The organism is Clostridium sp. FP2 (genome assembly GCF_011065955.2).
Taxonomy (GTDB): Bacteria; Bacillota; Clostridia; order Clostridiales; family Clostridiaceae; genus Clostridium_AD; species Clostridium_AD tagluense.
This window is the reverse complement of record NZ_JAAMNI020000001.1, coordinates 4635555-4653319: the sequence shown is the minus strand read 5'-3', so window position 1 is coordinate 4653319 and position 17765 is coordinate 4635555. Positions and strand designations below refer to the sequence as shown.

The following is a 17765-nucleotide window of genomic DNA, read 5'->3' as shown; positions in this document are numbered from 1 at the left end:
ACTCGAAATTCACACAAATAAATCGAAGGTTTAACGAGGTGTACTCTATGAATAGCAATAAACAAATGTTAGTGTCTGTAATTATGAGTGTATACAACGAAAAAGAAAATTGGTTAATAGAAGCAATAGAATCCATATTAACTCAAAGCTATAAAAATTTAGAGTTTATTATTATTTTAGATAACCCAAATAACAGTGAATTAGATGTATTAATTGAAAATTATTGCAAATGCGATGCAAGGATACGATATTTTAAAAATGAAAAAAATATTGGGTTAGTTAAAAGCTTGAATTTTGCATTAAGTCATGCAAAAGGTGATTTTATAGCAAGAATGGATGCAGACGATATATCATTGCCTGATAGGTTTGAAAAACAAATAAATTATTTTGATTGTCATCCAGATATAGATTTTATGGGAGCAAGGTGCATTAATATTGATGAAGATGGCAAGGAATTATACAAAGATGCAATAATGCCAGAGGATATGAAATTAATAAAAAGTTGTTTAGTAAATGTAGATTTTGTTAATCATCCAACCTGGTTTTTTAAAAAAAAATGTGCAGATAAGCTTCGCGGGTACAGAGAAATTACTTGCGCAGAAGATTATGATTTTTTACTAAGACTTATAACTAGCGGATTTAAACTTGCGAGTACAAATGAGTTCTTAGTTAAATATAGAATTAGAAGCAGTGGAATTTCCAAAAGTAATTCATTGCAACAGCTTTTATACTCTAAACACGTTGTTAAGATGTATAAAGATAGGTTGAAATTTGGATTTGAAAGTAAATCAGTGGAATGTTTAAAGAATATTAAAATTGATGCTAATGAAGAAAGTAAATATAGTTTAGCCTTAGAAGGACTTACTAAATCAAAAGAATATAAGAAAAAAAATGAAGTTTATAGAATTTATCTAATCCTTAAAAGTTATATAAGTTCAAAATATTTACGAATTTTATTAAAGGATATCACTTTTCATAAATTCAAGAAGGCTTTTTATATAAAAACTTCTTATAAAACAACTAATTAGCAATGCAACTTCAGAGGTGATAAGTAGAGATAAAGATGATAGTCAAAAGGGGGGTATTTCGTTGAATAGAGTAGATGTAAGTATTATAATACCTGTTTATAATGTACAAGAATACTTGCCTGAGTGTTTAGATAGCGTTATTAAGCAAACTATTAATAATAGAGAAATTATTATAATAAATGATGGATCTACAGATAATTGTTATGAAATATTGAAAGAGTATAAAATAAAATTCCCTGAATTGATTATTATAAATCAGAAAAATAGTGGGATTAGTGAAACTCGAAATGCAGGGCTGAGTGTAGCAACTGGAGAATACATAGCATTTGTTGATTCAGATGATTTTATTGAATTAAATATGTTTGAAAAAATGTACAACGCTGCTAAAAGAGAGAGTGCAGACATAGTTATTTGCAATTATATATTATATATGGACATGCCTCATAAATATAAATCGAATAGTGAAAAATACCATCAGACAATAGAAGGAATTGATAAAGAAGGCCATATAGATAAAATTGAGGCTCTTAGGAAGTTTTTATTAAATGATATCAAGGCTTATGCATGGAATAAGCTGCATAAAAGAGAACTTTTTACAGAAAACAAAATTTTGTTTCCTGATTTTATAGTATGTGAAGATACTCCTGTACTATTTTTAACACTGGCTTGTTCAAAGAAAATCTTTTTAATGAGTGAACCATTATATTATTACAGGCAAAGAGAAGCGTCACTTACAAAAGTATTTTCAATAAAGTCAATGGAGGATATGCTAGCAGGTTGCTATATCATGAGAGATTATATAACAGCGGATCCACTGCTTTATGAAAAATTAATTCATTATTATGCAGTGTATATGATAAAAACCTTATGGGTAATACACAATAAATATTGGACTGAGTATTGTGAAACAGGAGAAAAGAGCAATTATTTAGATTTTAAAAAAATAATTAAAAAAGAGGTCACAGCTTTTAAAATTTCTGAAATTATAAGTAATAGTAAACTATCACTTAAATATAAAGTTAATGCGTTACTTATAAAGACAAGAACTTACGGTCTTATATTTCGCATATTATATAAATTTAGATCTTTAAAGAAGTAATAAGTAGCTGATGATTAAGGAGTGTTATTATGCCTCAGATAAGTATTATAGTTCCGATTTATAATGGAGCGAAATATATTAATAAGTGTATAGAAATGATTTTAAATCAAACATTTAAAGATTTTGAATTAATAATAATAAATGATGGATCTACTGATAACAGCGTAGAAATGTGTAATGAATATGCAAAGAAAGACAGTAGAATAAGATTAATTAGTAAAGAAAATGGAGGGACTTGGGCTGCAAGAAATATAGGAATAGATGTTTCTTCGGGTAAATACATTATATTTTTTGATTGTGATGATTGGTATGAAAACAATCTACTTCAGGAAATGTATAAGTGTATTGAGGAGCACCAGGTTGATTTAATTATATCAGGTCAAACTAATGTTACTGTAGACGTAAGTGGGAAAATTTTAAGAAGAACTAAAGTATTGCCAAGAAAACATTTTTTTGAGACAAAAGATGAAATTTTAAGTAATTTTATTTTATTAAGGAAAGAAGAAATTGGAGATACTCTATGGAATAAGATTTACAAATCAGAAATTATAAAGAAATATGATTTGAAATTTGAGAATTTCAAACGTGGAGAAGATACAGTATTTAATGCTAATTACTATGATCATATAGATAAATGTATAGTCTTAGGTGCTGCGTTTTATGGCTATAGAATTGAGAAGGCCAATCCAGTATGGTTAAAGTATTCAGAGAATTATTTAAATGTTATTTTAGAAGAGAATATAACCCTTATAAATAAGCTGGAGAAGTGGGGTAAATATGATGATAAGGCTATAGAATACCAGGCAAATCATTTTATTTATTGCATAATTGAATATTTATATGGAATAGCCTATGCTAAAAATCATTTAAATTTTAAAAATAAATGTGAAAAAATAGGGGCGCTATTAAATGATGAAGGCGTTATAGAATATTTAGGTAATTGTAATGTGATTGGAAAACTTAGCAGGTTAATTGTTAAATATATGAAATCGAAAAATGTTGTATTAGTTTTATTTTTGGTAAAAATTAAATTAATACAAAATAATATAAGAGACTAAAAAAAATAGGATTAAAAATCAATAGCTAGGAGTAGATTTTATGAAAATTTATATAAAACATATATGGAATACCTTTAATTATGGAAGTTGCATGATGGCAATAACCTTAATTAATAAAATAAATCAGAATTATGATAATGTTATATTTTATGTGGATGTTAACTCTGATATAGATTTAGAAAGATTAAAAAGTGAAGTAGCAGGCGCAAACATAAAAAGGTCTAGAATAGACGCTACAGATAATCTATTAAAAAAATGTATAAATAAAATTAGACGTATAAAGTTAAATAAAATTATTGAAAACATAGAAAATATAATAATTATCGGTGGAGATGACATATCTGAGTACTATGGAATAGATCGATTAGAAAGTGAATTATATAAATTAAAAGAGGAAAGTCAGCGTAAGAATATATATTTAATAGGTCATACAATGGGACCTTTTACAGGTAATAGAGGAGAACTAGCTAGGCAGTGTTTAAGTGAAACTAAAATTCATACAAGAGATGATAAAAATTTAAATTATCTAAAAAGTTTAAATTTTAAAAATGCAAAATCTGGAAGAGATTTAGCCTTTATTGAATTACCAATGCAATATCAATATGATAACAAAGTAAGTGAATACAATCTGGAAGAGAATAAATATATAACCTTAGTACCTTCAGGGCTTGTTGAAAGTTATACAAACAATTTTGATGATTATATTAGAAATTGGGTAAATATTATTAAAGAATTATGGGTAAGTGATAAATTTGAAAAAATAGTTTTACTTATGCATGTCTCAGAACCTGACACTTTAGAATCAGATAATGATGATAGACGAGCAATAAATAAGATAATGGAAAAATTGGATAAAAAAACATTAGGAAAAATTGTTGCTATAACAGATGCAATGTTACCATCAGAAGCTAGAGAAATACTTGGAAATGGATTATTTACTATAACAGGAAGGATGCATTCGGGTGTATCAACTTTTTATATGAGAAAACCTGCTATTTCATTATCCTATAGCGTTAAGTATTCGGGAGTAATAGGTGATGGATTAGATATGAATGAGTTAGTTATTGAATCAGCAGATGAAAAACTGTGGAAATGTGATGAAATAAGTAAATTAGTAAATGAAAAAGTTGATTTTATTTTGAAAAACTATGATAGTTTAGTTAAAAAGATAGATACTAAAGTTTCAGAAACTAGCAAAATTGTAGAGAGTGAACTGGAAGAATTGGTTAGTGAAATAAGAAAATCAAACAAATAATAATTAGATGTTTTATGGGGAGGTCGTAGTAATTAATGAAGAATATATTAAAGTCCACTGAAGATTCTTGCACTGGTTGTTCTCTTTGTAGTTTAATATGTCCACAAAAGGCTATAAGTATATCATTAACTACTAAAGGATTTTATGAACCTAATGTAGATGAAAATAAATGTACAAGTTGTGGGCTTTGTAGGAAGGTTTGTTATAAATTTATAACACCAGAAAATGAATATGATATAGAAAAGGCTATACCTTTTCTTGTATATAGCAAGGATAAAGACATAAGGAAGAAGAGCTCATCTGGTGGAGCCGGTAGAGAAATTGCAAATTATGGACTGTTAAATGATTATTTGGTTTGTGGAGTAAAGTATAATTACGAATTAGATAGGGCAGAGCATGTAATTATAGATAGGCAGGAAGAGTTAGATTTAATTACAGGTTCTAAATATATACAGAGTCTTACAACAGGTGCTTTTGATAAGATAGATAATAAGAAGAAATATGTAATTTTTGGGACTCCATGCCAGATGTATGGCTTAAGAAAGTATATACAGCTAAACGGAATTGAGGATAACTTTATATTGGTAGATTTCTTTTGTCACGGAGTTCCATCCTATAAGTTATGGGATAAGTACCTTGTGTATTTGAAGGATGAATATAAAATAAGCAATATAACATCATTAAATTTCAGGGATAAAACCTATGGTTGGCATGACTTTTCAATGAAGATAAGTGGAGATAATAATTATACAAAAACATTAAATGAGGATCTTTATTTAAAGTTCTTTTTATCAAACTTAAATTTGAATGAAAGTTGCTACAATTGCAAATTAAGATTTAATAAAATATATTCAGATATAAGACTGGGTGATTTTTGGGGACCTATGCGAAGTGCTGATGAAAAAGGCTCTTCAATTGTATTATCAAATACGGACAAGGGTTTTAAATTATTGGAAAGTATAAAAGAAAAAATACATTTAGAAGAGGTATCTTTTGAGGAATTAAAGATAAGCCAATATTCAACAGGCATCCATAAACCAGAATTGTTTGATAGGTTTAATGCTGATTTAGAAATGGATTATTCCCTAAAGAAATTACACTTTAGATATATGGTAAAACCAGAATTCATACAGAAATCTAAAAGTATACCTAAAAGGGTGGTAAGAAAATTATTACCAAAGAAAATCAAAAAATATATTAAGGAGAAATTTAAAAGTGAGGATTAAAAATTCATTAAATAATATTATTTTCAATTTAGGAAGCACTTTTATTACTTATATTTTAAGCTTTGTATCACGAAGTATATTTATTTACACACTTGGAGCCCAATATTTGGGCGTTAATGGATTGTTTTCTAACATATTAATGATGTTATCTCTAGCAGAACTGGGTATAGGTACAGCTATTAACTTTAGTTTATATAAGCCTATTGCTCAAAAAGATAATAATAAAATTAGTACTTTAATGACTTTTTACAGAAAGGCATATAGTTTAATTGGATGTATTGTAGCTGTTTTTGGCTTTATTCTAATGTTTTTCTTACATTATATTATTAAAGATGCAAATACAATTGAAAATTTAAGAACAATATATTTACTTTATTTATTTAGTACAGTTTCAGGATATTTTTTATCTTATAAAACCACGTTGGTTTCAGCATATCAAAAGGATTATACTCTGGTACCTATTAATGTAGCAATGTCTGCAATAACTATTTTAGGTCAAATAGTTATTCTTATGGTAACAAAGAGCTTTATATATTATTTATTTGTTCAAATAATATTTGGGTTTATACAGCGAATTATTATTAATAATGTTATTACAAAGCAGTATAAAGATATTGACTTTAAAACTAAAGAAAAGTTACCTCAAAGTGAATTAAATGTAATTATTAAAAATGTAAAAGCAATGTTCTATCATAAAATAGGCGATTATTGTGTTAATGGAACTGATAATATAGTAATTTCTACATTTGTAGGTATTAAGGCTGTTGGTTTTTATTCAAACTATACCTTACTTATAACTACGGTAAACGCAATAATAATGATAATATTTAACAGCACATCTGCAAGTTTTGGTGATCTTATTGCCAAAGAAAAACCTGAAAAACGATTAGAGAAATTTAGAGTCTTAAATTTCTTGGGATTTTGGTTTTTTGGATTTGCTACAATCTGTTTTTACAATCTCCTTAATCCATTTATTACATTATGGATAGGTAATAAATACATTCTAGATTTATCTATAATAATCCCCGTAATAATAAACTATTACTTAGTGGGAATGAGAGTCTCACTCGGAATAGTAAAGTCATCTGGAGGGGTTTATGCGCAGGATAGGTTTGTTCCATTAATTCAAGCAATAGTTAATTTATTCTTCTCTATTATACTAGTTAAATATATTGGTTTAGCAGGAGTCTTTTGGGGAACGGTTATAAGTGCTTTTGTCCCAATGATCTACAGACCCTATGTTGTTTATAAATATATATTTGAAACATCATGTAAAAAATATCTAATTCAATATACTCAGTATCTATTGGTTGTGGTGGTAAATATTTTTGTCACAAGCACTTTATGCAAAATGCTATTTCTTAATGCTGGCTGGGTAAATCTAATTGGAAGAGGTTTTATATGTGTAGTTATACCTAATTTATTAATAGTGGTACTCTTTAGAAAATCCTATGAATTTAAACAACTTATTAACATAGTCAAAGAAAACAAAGGAGGATTTAGGAGTGGAAAAAAAGGTTAGTATAATTACGCCATGCTTGAATGGTGAAAAGTTTGCACAAAGATATCTTGAATCAGTATTAAATCAAACCTATAAAAATATTGAGTTAATATTTATAAATGATGGTTCAACGGATAAAACAGAAGCAGTAGTAAAATCATATATTAGTAAATTCCAGCAAAATGGAATGAATTTAACTTACATTTTTCAAGAAAATGCAGGTCAAGCAGCAGCACTAAATGTAGGATTAAAACTATTTACAGGTGAGTATTTAACTTGGCCGGATTCAGATGATTTTCTGTCCATAGATTCTATAGAGAAAAAGGTGAATTTTTTAGAAAAAAATAAGCAATATGGATTAGTTCGAACAGATGCATATATTTTTAATGAAGGAGATATAATAAAGCCAATTGGAACTATAGCTGGTAAAAATCCTAATAGGTTCAATGAAAAGATATTTGAAGATCTATTAAGTGAAGATACATATTGCTGGAACGGTTGCTATATGCTTAGAACAAATGCATTTTTAGATGTAAATCCTAAGGGCGAAATATATGCGTCTACAGCTGGCCAAAACTTTCAAATGTTATTACCTATTGCTTATAAATATAAATGCGGATATATAGATGAATCCTTATATAATTATGTAGTGAGAAATGACAGTCATTCTCACTCCGATGAAAATATAAATTTACAAACATCTTTAATTAAAAATAGCAATCACGAGAATATTTTATTGAATGTGATAAATTCTATGGAAGTTGATAAAGCATTTTACAGTGAGATAATAACAGCAAAATATGCAAGACGAAAAATGGCTTTAGCTCTAACATATAAAAATAAAGAAATATTAGTACAGCAATATGAGGTTTTAAGAAAAATGGGAGTATTAAATATGAAAGATAAGATTACATATGCAAGAGGATTATATTTTATTTTTAATTTGTTCTATAGAATAAGTTCTAAAATAATTAGGATTGTTAGAAATGTAAGCAAACAATTACCATGGAGGTATTAAAATGAACAATGAAACTACTGTAGGTTATAAAGAGTTTATAAATGTTATAAAAAGAGGGAAATGGATTATACTCCTGCTAACATTGTTATTAACATTGACAGCAACGGTTTTTAGTTTTTATTTAATGAAAAGTGCTAAACCAATTTATCAAACAAAAATAGGCGTTATAATAGGCGAAAAAGAAGATATAGTTAATGCCAAAGGTTTAATTAGTACATTTGAGGAAATTGCAAGCTCTTCCACTATTGCAAAAAACACTAGTAAAGCATTAAATGGCTCTGTTTCTGCTCTAGAAGTTCAAAAAAGTTACGAAGTTAGTGTAGCAGATGGCGCCCCAATTTTAACAATTATAGCTAGTGGAAAATCGCAAAAGGAGTCCGTGGCTATAGCTAATGCAGTTTATACCTCTTTTACAAAAGAAGTAAAGCGAATATATCCGACCCAAACCATGAAAATCATGGAAAATTCAGCTCAAAATGGTCTTGTAAACAATAAATTTAAATTTCTTAATGTTGTATTAGCATTTTTACTTGGACTTTTTCTTTCAATATTTATTGTAACCTTCACAGGTTATTTTGATGAAAAAATTAGGACTAAAGATGATGTAGAGAAATATTTAGGACTTGATGTTATTGGAAATTTGCCTAAAAGAAAAAAAACGGACATATAAATATATTTCATAAAGGATGGGTATTTAATGGAAAAAATAAATATTGCAGAAAATCATAAATTAGATTCAATTAATGCTAAAGCATTTTACGAATTAAAAGCAAATATTCAGTTTCTGTGCAAGGGCAGTGAAAGTAAAGTTATTATGATATGCAGTGCAGAAGAAAAGGTAGGCAGGTCCACTACAGCTGCATATCTTTCTTTAGTCCTGGCTCAAAGTGGTAAAAAAACTATACTTATTGATTGTGACCAAAGAAATTCTAATATACATAATATGTTTAATTTATCAAATGATAAAGGTCTAGTGAATTTTCTGTCAGGAAATATTAAGCTTGAAGCAGCAATTAATACTACAAAACAAAAGAATTTATCTATAATAACTTCTGGCGCAAATGCATTAAACTATGCGGAACTTTTTGTATCAGAGAAATTTAATGAATTTACCGGATTTTTAAAAAAGGATTATGATTATATTATTATTGATTCTTCACCACTTACTGAAAGTGCTGATGCTAAGGCTATAGCAAAAAATGCAGATGGTTGTGTACTTGTGGTTAAGTATGGTGGGACAGAAAGAAAAACTGCTATAAAAGGTAAAGAAATTTTGGAAAAGGTAAATGCCAGTATTATAGGCGTATTTTTGAATAAAACAAATTAATAGATTGCTAATAATCTTACAAAAGAGAAATAGAGGTGTGCACAAATGAAAAATATATTTATTATAGGTTCAAAAGGAATACCAGCAAATTATGGCGGGTTTGAAACTTTTGTAGATAAGTTAACTCTTTATAAAAAAAATGATGCTATAAAGTATCATGTAGCTTGTCTAAATGTGCGAAATGAAGAGTTTTATTATAATAAGGCAAGATGTTTTAATGTACAGGTAAAAGAAATAGGTAGCGCTAAAGCTGTGCTGTATGACTTGCAAGCTTTAAGCAAATCTATAAAGTATATTCAGGATAATAATTTATCTAATTCGATTATTCTTATTCTTGCTTGTCGTATTGGGCCATTCTTATGGTTTTACAAGAAAAAACTAAAAGATTTAGGAATAAAGCTTTATGTAAATCCTGATGGACATGAATGGAAAAGAAGTAAATGGATTGCACCAATAAGGGCTTACTGGAAATTTTCTGAAAAATTAATGGTTAAACATGCAGATTTACAAATATGCGATTCAAGAGGTATAGAGGATTATATAAAATCAGAGTACAAGGGGTATAATCCTAAAACTACATTTATAGCTTATGGAGCGGAAATTGGAAGATCTAATCTAAGGTCAAATGATGCAATGATAACAGACTGGTTTAATAAGTTTTCAGTAAAAAGAAAATCATACTACTTAATAGTTGGAAGGTTTGTACCTGAGAATAATTATGAGACTATGATAAGAGAATTTATGAAGTCTGATGTTGATAAAGATCTAGTTATAATTACAAATTTAGAGAAAAATAAATTTTATGATAGATTACTAAAGGCCACAAATTTTACTAGTGATAAAAGAGTAAAATTTGTAGGAACTGTATATGATAATGAACTTCTAAAAAAAATACGAGAAGAGGCATTTGCATATCTCCATGGACATGAAGTAGGAGGAACAAATCCTTCACTACTAGAAGCTCTTTCAAGTACTGATATTAATTTGCTTTTAGGTGTTAATTTTAATAAGGAAGTAGGAAAAGAGGGAGCACTGTATTTTAGTAAACAAGATGGTGACTTAGCATCCACAATAAATAGAGCTGAAAAATTAAAAGAAAATGAAATAGAAATAATGTCTAGAACAGCTAAAAATATTATTGAACAATTTTATTCTTGGGACAAGATTGTTAATGATTATGAGGAGCTTTTCTTATAAATAAAGGAGGTGCAGCGTTATTAAAATATTGCATTATTCCCTAGGACTCCCCCCTCTTAGGACAGGAGGATTAACTAAATATTCTGTAGACCTTATGTTAAGCCAAGTTAAAAATGGAAATGAAGTTTCTTTGTTATATCCAGGACATTTTTCGCTTAATAGGAAGTTACGGATTAATAAAGATAAATCCTTTGTGGATAAACCCTTTAATAGTATTAAGGTATTTGAAATATTAAATCCTCTTTCCATTCCGTTATTAAGCGGAATACCTAATCCAAAAGTATATTTGAAAAATATAGATGTGAATATTTATATTGATTTTTTAAAAGATTTAAAGGTAGAAATCATACATATTCACACATTGATGGGACTTAATAAAGAGTTGATTACAGCTGCAAAACAGTTAAATATAAAAACCATATTTACATCTCATGATTATTTTGGAATATGCCCTAAAGTTAATCTTATTAATTTACAAGGGTCAATATGTGTGGATTATGACAATGGGAAAAACTGTATAGATTGCAATAGAAATGGCTACAGTAATTCGCTAGTGGTCTTAATGCAGTCAAAGACTTATAGAAAACTAAAGAATAGTTTAATTATAAAAAAATTAAGAAGTTATAAGCAGAGAATAATTATTAAAAGAAACAATAGTATAATTGAATACCAACCGGTAAAAGGAAAGAATAATAACACTTGTGCCAAGGACTATGTTAACTTAAGAAAGTGCTTTATAGATATAATTAATAATATAGATTACATTCATTACAACAGCACAGTTGCCAAAAATGCATATGAGAAATATATTGACAATGTAAATAGCAAAATTCTTAATATTTCTCATTCAAATATAGAGGATAATAGAATAAAAAAAAGTAGTAGCAGCAATGAACCGTTAAAAATAACATATATTGGATCAATAGAGAAATATAAAGGTTTATTTTTTCTATTGAAGGTGCTTGAAAAGTTAATGAAAAACAATGTTAACAATTGGAGTTTAAATATTTACGGAAGAAATGTAAATATAGATATAGATAAATATATGGGAAAAGTAAAGATAAAGGGTACTTATAATTATTCTGAGTTAGAACAAATATTCAAGAATACAGATGTGCTTATAGTACCTAGTATTTGGTATGAGACATTTGGGTACATAGCTCTAGAGGCATTTTCTTATGGGGTACCTGTTATTATGACTGATTTTGTAGGGTTTAAAGATATGATAATTCCAGAAGTTACTGGCATCATAATCAAAGCCTCAGAAGATGAATTATATAATAATTTACAAACTATAATAGAAAGCAGAGAAAAATTATCTTATATTAATGAAAATATAATTGCGTTAAAAAGCATTTATACAATGAAAAATCATACTGAGGATGTAATGAAATTGTATGATGATTTAACGACATTTCAGAAGGAAATTCACCCACTTCCATGAGGTGAATCTCCTTCTGAAGTCGTTAAAAACAGCACCGCAGGTGATGATTTAATTAAAAGATAAAGGTAATTTAAGTTTTAATTAAATATTAAAGAAATGGAGAAATAGTTAAATGGAAATGTTAATGGCATTATTGTATTGTTTTCATCAGATGGCTGCCAATTTACCATTTGCTCCTAAAACTCTAACTGGCAATTTAGATTTTTTTTATGCACTAGGTATATTCGGGATTATTTTTGTTATATTTAAAAGAAAAAAAGACATTTCACTTTTAATAATATGTGCACTACCTATCGCAATTTATGGTATCCTTCAAAGGATGATCATGGTTAATTTGGATATTCAAAAGCTTATGGTTAATGTTTCTAAAATAACTATATGTATTTCTCTAATGATTTTGGTAAGTAGGGAAGTGCATGATTTTAAAATTAAAAAATTTATTGATTATGTTTGTAGGATATACATAATATTTACACCCATGGCTTTGATATTCTCCAGTAACGAATATTTTTGGAGACTCCATGATACTATAAATAAATATAGCCTTACCAGACTCAATTTATTTTATATAGAACCTAGCGAATTGGGCTTTCATTTATCTTTTATAATTATTATACTAATGTATTTGATTATTGTGGAAAAAGATAGGAAGGTAAATCGAAAATACATAGTTTATACCGTGAATTGCTTAATTTTATTAGTGTTATCTAGAGCTTATGGGGCTTCAGTAATTTTGCTTGGCACCATACTTTCTGTATCATTTGTAATTATAATAGCAAAGATGAACTATAAAAACATTTTAGTTGGATATGGATTAACCATAATTTTCACTACAATAATAATAGTATCTATTGTGACTAAATCATCAATGTATATGAGAACTGTTGATACGCTAAATGGAAGTGATTCTTCCAATAGTTATAGAGTAAATGTTACTCAAAAATTTACGAGTACAGCAATAACTAGCACTGGTGGAATTGGAGTTGGCCTGGGGAATCTGAATACAGAAAGCACTAGGAAAATTTTCAAGTCAACTGGTATGACAGCTGTGGTAGCAGCATCATTTCCATATTTTATTGCAGAAGGCGGGTTGTTTGGAATAGCATATCTTGTTATATTAATTTTGTTTTTATTAATTAATGTACTCTTCAAAAGAAACATGCTACTGGCAAACCTTCTGTTATTTAGTTTTTTATATCAGATTTATGGAGGGTATTTTACAAATCCAGTAAATTGGATTATATATGGATTAATACTAAGCAAATGGACACCTGAAAAAATTCAGGAGGGAAACAATATAAGCGAATCAAAAGGGATAATCTAATAAATTATCCCTTTTGATTCGTTGTTTTTTTATTTTTCAATAGTCATTTTAGCATATTCATGAAGTGCATTTTTGTAACCTGTTATTGTATTACTATCTATTTTGTTGTGTTGGTTTGTATTAGAAGTTGAATAGATACCACTCTTAGCTATAACTCCACTACTTGAGCTAATTTTATTATTTTTTATTGTTATATGCTGAGGTTGCAATTTCCCATTAGAGTCAAGTAATATTCCATTACCCTTTTCTACAGTATTTGTATCATTTTTGCGGTTTGTATTTGTTATAGTGTTATTTGATATAGTGCAATTTGCACTTCCTGCGGTTATATCAATACCATTAGTTTGTGCAGATAATACTTTGTTTCCCGTAACAGTTGTTCCAGTTGTATCATAAAGACATATTGCTCCTAAATTACCAACACCGCTTATTGATTCTTCTACTGTATTGTTTTTAACAATATTATTATTGGACTGCCATACTTCTATTTGATTAAATCTGTTATTTTTACAATTATTGTTTATAAGAGAATTACCATTAGTGACCTTGCTCTCACCTCCATAAATTGTAGCGCCTTCCTGGCCATTGCCTTGGCAGAGATTATCGCTTGCTACAGAGTCTGTCGTACCTTTTCCAGTGGTGGAATTATAACCGAATATTACACCTTGCCCACCGCTATTTTTTAAAATATTGTTTGTCACGGATATTTTAGTTCCATTTAAAGAGTAAACATGACCACTTATTTGTTCCTTAGCATAGCCACCAAAAACCTTGGGGTTATCAAAATTATTCTTATGGATTGTAATATTAGATGAATTATTATCTATTAAAATCCCATATTTGCGTATATCATAGAAATATGAATTTGTAACTGAGCAGCCACTTGCATTGGAAAGGTTAATGGCTGCAAAATCAATGGTATTTGTGAATCTGCAATCAGTTATCACAAGTCCTTTTTTTTCAGTAACACTTACAGCTGTAGCACAATTTTGAAAATCTATACCCTGGAAACTGTTATTATTGCCTACAGAGAATAAAGTATTTTTACCTGTACCTTTAATTACAACATCACCGCCTGTAATTAATTTTATTCCATCTTTTAATTTAACAGTGCCTTGAAAACTATATGTACCTTTTGGTAATTTTACTGTACTACCGCTAGGATAAGAATCTATCATTTTTTGAAATGAAGCAGAAGTATCCCTTGCTCCAGTTATGTCTAATGAATATTTTTTAATATCATTTTTATTAATGTTATGAAGATCTGGATCTTTTGTTTTGTTAATAATTATAAATGTTGTTATTATAATTGATAAACAAATTAATGCAATAATTGAAAGTATATTTTTTTTAATATTGATTTTTAAAATATTTAATCACTCCTTTTATGTGGATTTCATTCTATTGTTATATAATGAGTATCCCTTTAATTATAACATTAATAGATATAAGTAAGTTCATTTTATGTGTTAACAGAGCAACAACAAAAGACTCCAGTGGGAGTATAAATCTCCTTCTGAAGTCTTTTATATTACAAAATTGAAAATCATGGTCTAAATAAGAATTTTATCTAGTGTAATTATGATTTCCCACAAGTGGCTAGAGCATATAAGTGATCTCCATACTTGTAGCCTTTGGTTATATTACCACTTATTTTGTTATTATGATTTTTATTAGAAGTGGAGTATATACCACTTTTAGCTATAATTCCGTTAGTTGAGCTAATTTTATTATTGGTGATTGTAATATATTGAGGATCAGCTACCCCATTCCAGTCAAGTAATATGGCATTACCTTTTTCGGGAGTATTAACATCATTTTTACCATTAGTATCAGCTATAATATTATCTGAAACGGTGCAATTTGAAGTACCTGCTATTATTGCTATGCCATTAGTTTGCGAAGACAATACATTATTACCTGTAACAGTTGATCCAGTTGTAGCAAAAAGGCATATTGCGCCCAAATTTCCACGGCCTTTTATTGATTCTTCTACTGTATTGTTTTTAACAATGTTATTATTAGATTGCCATATTTCTATTTGATTAAATCTGTTATTTTTACAAGTATTATTTATAATAGAATTTGCGTTGGTAACCTTCTTGCTACCTCCATAAACTGTAACACCTTCCTGACCATTGCCTTGACAATTATTATTGGCTACTACAGAATTGGTTGTGCCTTTTCCAGTGGTTGAATTGTAACCAAGTATTACACCTTGTCCTCCACTGTTATTCAAAATATTATTTGTTACGTAGATGTTTGTTCCATTTAGACAATAAACATGCCCACTTATTTGTTCAATGCTATAGCCACCAAAAACCTTAGGGTTATCAAAATTATTGTTATCTATTATAATATTACAGCTATCATTATCTATTAAAACTCCATATTTGTGTATATCATAAAAATATGAGTTTGTAAGGGAACAATTACTTGCTCCATAAAAATTAATCCCTGCATAATCAATGTTATTTGTGAATCTGCAACCTATTATATTAACTCCATTTTTTTCAAAAACACTTAAAGCTGTAGAGCAATTTTGAAACTCTATACCCTCAAAACTGTTAAAATTGCCTGCGGAAAATAAAGTATTTTTGCCAGTGCCTTTAATTATAACATCATTAGAAGAAAGTAGTTTTATATTGTCTTTTAATTTAACAGTACTAGAAAATTTATAGATACCTTTTGGTAATTGTATTACAGCACCTTGTGAAAAAGAATCTACCATTTTTTGAAATTGGATTGAGGTATCTGATACTCCTGTTATATCTAAATTATAATTTATAGCATTTATAATAGTAGGAATATTAGTTGTCATAGATATGTTAGAGGATTGTGATGTTAGATCAGCAGCATTTGTAGTAGTTAGAAAGTAACTAACATTTGATAAAGAAATTAATATTATTATTGCGGTTATGCTTTTTTTGAAATTGTTTTTTAACATTTGAATCACTCCTTTTATTTCGGTGGCTAGGCTACCATACCTAAGTAAGGCCCTATGGCTTTGCGTCCTTACCTTTCGATAAGTTTGCTATTATCGGTAAAAGATTTATCTAGAAGATTTATCTAGAAGATTAAATAAAATATTACCATTAATATATATTATCGAAAACAATCTACTATCCTTTAGATTTTCTTAAATTAGTTATAAAAATGGGTGAAAACATGTTTATTTTGAAATTTTAAATTTGCCATAAATTTATGGGAGATATATAATTAATTGTGGTTATTTTAAAGTCTGAATAGCACTTTCCAAATTGATTATACTAATCATTATAGGAAGGTGAAAATATGAAGAAAATGAAACCATGGATGAAAATTGTTTTAAGTGTATTTATTATTATTGTAATAGGTGGTGGAGCTGTATTTAGCTATACATTTTATCAACTTAGCAAAATGAATACTTCAAAAATATCAAAAACCGATGCAGGGTTAGGTATCAAGCCTGAAGTATCTGTAAAAAAAGAAAATGAAAAGGGTATAGTAAATATTGCACTTTTCGGTCTGGATAGAGAGGATAAAAACCAGCCAAGTCGGTCGGATTCTATAATAATACTCTCTATTGATGGAGTGCAGAAGAAAATAAAAATGTCTTCTATTATGAGAGATACATACGTAGAGATAAGTGGTCATGGTAAAACAAAGCTTGCACATGCATATGCTTATGGTGGACCACAGCTTGCTATAAAAACTCTTAATGAAAATTTTAATTTAGACATTAGAGATTATGTTTCTGTGGATTTTATTGCCTTTGAAAAAATAATAGACGATATTGGCACAATAAATATAGATATTAAACAAGACGAAATTAGTGCAATAAACGATAAAATACTTGAAGCTTCTAAAATCGAAAAAAAAGCAGTTACTAAAATTACAAAATCGGGACTGCAGACTTTAAATGGACTTCAGGCTGTTGCGTATTCAAGGGTACGATATACTACTGGCGGGGATTTCCGGAGAACTGAAAGGCAAAGAAAGGTATTATCAGCTGTGCTTACAAAAATTAAATCATTAGGGGTGACAGAATCTCTATCAGTTGCTACTAAGATTCTACCTTATACTGAAACAAACATGAATAATATGAAAATAATAAAAAATGCTAAAGAAATGGTTACGTTTAATATAAAGAGCTTGGAGCAGGAGAGATTTCCAGTAGATGGCTACTGCAGCGGAAAAACTATTGATGGAGTGTGGTATTTAGTTGCGGATATGTCGGCTACTATAGACCAAATTCACAAATTTATTTACAAAGATATAAAGCCGGTGCCTAAAGCCCCATTGTAAA

Annotated in this window: 15 protein-coding genes and 1 riboswitch; of the genes, 13 read left to right on the top strand and 2 right to left on the bottom strand. The window is 28.5% G+C overall.

The genetic code is table 11. The annotated features are described in order from the left end of the window. The first annotated feature begins 47 nt into the window (after positions 1-47). The 12 genes from G9F71_RS21925 (at position 48) to G9F71_RS21870 (ending at position 13477) form a co-directional block, all read left to right on the top strand. On the top strand, positions 48-1028 hold the full coding sequence (locus G9F71_RS21925) for a glycosyltransferase (RefSeq protein ID WP_164950714.1): 981 nt from the start codon (positions 48-50) through the stop codon (positions 1026-1028). 61 nt (positions 1029-1089) lie between these two features. Next, positions 1090-2127 carry a glycosyltransferase family 2 protein gene (locus G9F71_RS21920; protein WP_164950715.1) on the top strand — a complete coding sequence of 346 codons (1038 nt, stop codon included), beginning with the start codon at positions 1090-1092 and terminating at the stop codon, positions 2125-2127. Between the two features lie 29 nt (positions 2128-2156). Beyond that, positions 2157-3185, top strand: a complete 1029-nt coding sequence (locus G9F71_RS21915) for a glycosyltransferase family 2 protein (protein ID WP_164950716.1) — start codon at positions 2157-2159, stop codon at positions 3183-3185. A gap of 40 nt (positions 3186-3225) precedes the next feature. Continuing rightward, the gene (locus G9F71_RS21910) at positions 3226-4440 is read left to right on the top strand and encodes a polysaccharide pyruvyl transferase family protein (protein WP_164950717.1); all 1215 of its coding nucleotides are present in this window, start codon (positions 3226-3228) and stop codon (positions 4438-4440) included. Positions 4441-4475: 35 nt separating this feature from the next. Beyond that, positions 4476-5666 carry a Coenzyme F420 hydrogenase/dehydrogenase, beta subunit C-terminal domain gene (locus G9F71_RS21905; RefSeq protein WP_164950718.1) on the top strand — a complete coding sequence of 397 codons (1191 nt, stop codon included), beginning with the start codon at positions 4476-4478 and terminating at the stop codon, positions 5664-5666. Next, entirely contained in the window at positions 5656-7188 is a 1533-nt protein-coding gene (locus G9F71_RS21900) for a lipopolysaccharide biosynthesis protein (RefSeq protein WP_164950719.1), read from the top strand. The genes G9F71_RS21905 and G9F71_RS21900 overlap by 11 nt, the downstream gene beginning before the upstream one ends. Next, a complete protein-coding gene (locus tag G9F71_RS21895; RefSeq protein WP_164950720.1) occupies positions 7172-8185 on the top strand; it encodes a glycosyltransferase family 2 protein in 1014 nt (337 codons plus the stop codon). The genes G9F71_RS21900 and G9F71_RS21895 overlap by 17 nt, the downstream gene beginning before the upstream one ends. A gap of 1 nt (position 8186) precedes the next feature. Then, positions 8187-8855: a YveK family protein gene (locus G9F71_RS21890; RefSeq protein ID WP_164950721.1), complete on the top strand. Its 669-nt coding sequence runs from the start codon at positions 8187-8189 to the stop codon at positions 8853-8855. Between the two features lie 27 nt (positions 8856-8882). Beyond that, positions 8883-9512: a CpsD/CapB family tyrosine-protein kinase gene (locus G9F71_RS21885; RefSeq protein WP_164950722.1), complete on the top strand. Its 630-nt coding sequence runs from the start codon at positions 8883-8885 to the stop codon at positions 9510-9512. A 45-nt stretch (positions 9513-9557) separates the two neighbouring features. Beyond that, positions 9558-10709, top strand: a complete 1152-nt coding sequence (gene cps2T / locus G9F71_RS21880; protein ID WP_164950723.1) for a beta 1-4 rhamnosyltransferase Cps2T — start codon at positions 9558-9560, stop codon at positions 10707-10709. Between the two features lie 94 nt (positions 10710-10803). Next, positions 10804-12153: a glycosyltransferase gene (locus G9F71_RS21875; protein WP_164950724.1), complete on the top strand. Its 1350-nt coding sequence runs from the start codon at positions 10804-10806 to the stop codon at positions 12151-12153. A 112-nt stretch (positions 12154-12265) separates the two neighbouring features. Then, entirely contained in the window at positions 12266-13477 is a 1212-nt protein-coding gene (locus G9F71_RS21870) for a hypothetical protein (protein ID WP_164950725.1), read from the top strand. Between the two features lie 29 nt (positions 13478-13506). Here G9F71_RS21870 and G9F71_RS21865 read toward each other — a convergent pair whose 3' ends face one another. Together G9F71_RS21865 and G9F71_RS21860 are read right to left on the bottom strand one after the other, a co-directional pair. Further along, positions 13507-14715: a right-handed parallel beta-helix repeat-containing protein gene (locus tag G9F71_RS21865; RefSeq protein ID WP_224626735.1), complete on the bottom strand. Its 1209-nt coding sequence runs from the start codon at positions 14713-14715 to the stop codon at positions 13507-13509. A gap of 341 nt (positions 14716-15056) precedes the next feature. Beyond that, positions 15057-16424, bottom strand: coding sequence for a right-handed parallel beta-helix repeat-containing protein (locus tag G9F71_RS21860; RefSeq protein ID WP_164950727.1), 1368 nt, complete (start codon positions 16422-16424; stop codon positions 15057-15059). 18 nt (positions 16425-16442) lie between these two features. Beyond that, positions 16443-16523, bottom strand: a riboswitch (cyclic di-GMP riboswitch). A 248-nt stretch (positions 16524-16771) separates the two neighbouring features. Here G9F71_RS21860 and G9F71_RS21855 point away from each other — a divergent pair. Further along, entirely contained in the window at positions 16772-17764 is a 993-nt protein-coding gene (locus tag G9F71_RS21855) for an LCP family protein (protein WP_164950728.1), read from the top strand. Position 17765 lies beyond the last annotated feature (1 nt).

Bases quoted from the DNA above. Each gene is read 5' to 3' on its own strand.
- G9F71_RS21925 (WP_164950714.1), top strand. From the start codon at position 48: ATGAATAGCAATAAACAAATGTTAGTGTCTGTAATTATGAGTGTATAC.
- G9F71_RS21915 (WP_164950716.1), top strand. From the start codon at position 2,157: ATGCCTCAGATAAGTATTATAGTTCCGATTTATAATGGAGCGAAATAT.
- G9F71_RS21910 (WP_164950717.1), top strand. From the start codon at position 3,226: ATGAAAATTTATATAAAACATATATGGAATACCTTTAATTATGGAAGT.
- G9F71_RS21905 (WP_164950718.1), top strand. From the start codon at position 4,476: ATGAAGAATATATTAAAGTCCACTGAAGATTCTTGCACTGGTTGTTCT.
- G9F71_RS21890 (WP_164950721.1), top strand. From the start codon at position 8,187: ATGAACAATGAAACTACTGTAGGTTATAAAGAGTTTATAAATGTTATA.
- G9F71_RS21885 (WP_164950722.1), top strand. From the start codon at position 8,883: ATGGAAAAAATAAATATTGCAGAAAATCATAAATTAGATTCAATTAAT.
- cps2T (WP_164950723.1), top strand. From the start codon at position 9,558: ATGAAAAATATATTTATTATAGGTTCAAAAGGAATACCAGCAAATTAT.
- G9F71_RS21875 (WP_164950724.1), top strand. From the start codon at position 10,804: ATGTTAAGCCAAGTTAAAAATGGAAATGAAGTTTCTTTGTTATATCCA.
- G9F71_RS21870 (WP_164950725.1), top strand. From the start codon at position 12,266: ATGGAAATGTTAATGGCATTATTGTATTGTTTTCATCAGATGGCTGCC.
- G9F71_RS21860 (WP_164950727.1), bottom strand. From the start codon at position 16,424: ATGTTAAAAAACAATTTCAAAAAAAGCATAACCGCAATAATAATATTA.
- G9F71_RS21855 (WP_164950728.1), top strand. From the start codon at position 16,772: ATGAAGAAAATGAAACCATGGATGAAAATTGTTTTAAGTGTATTTATT.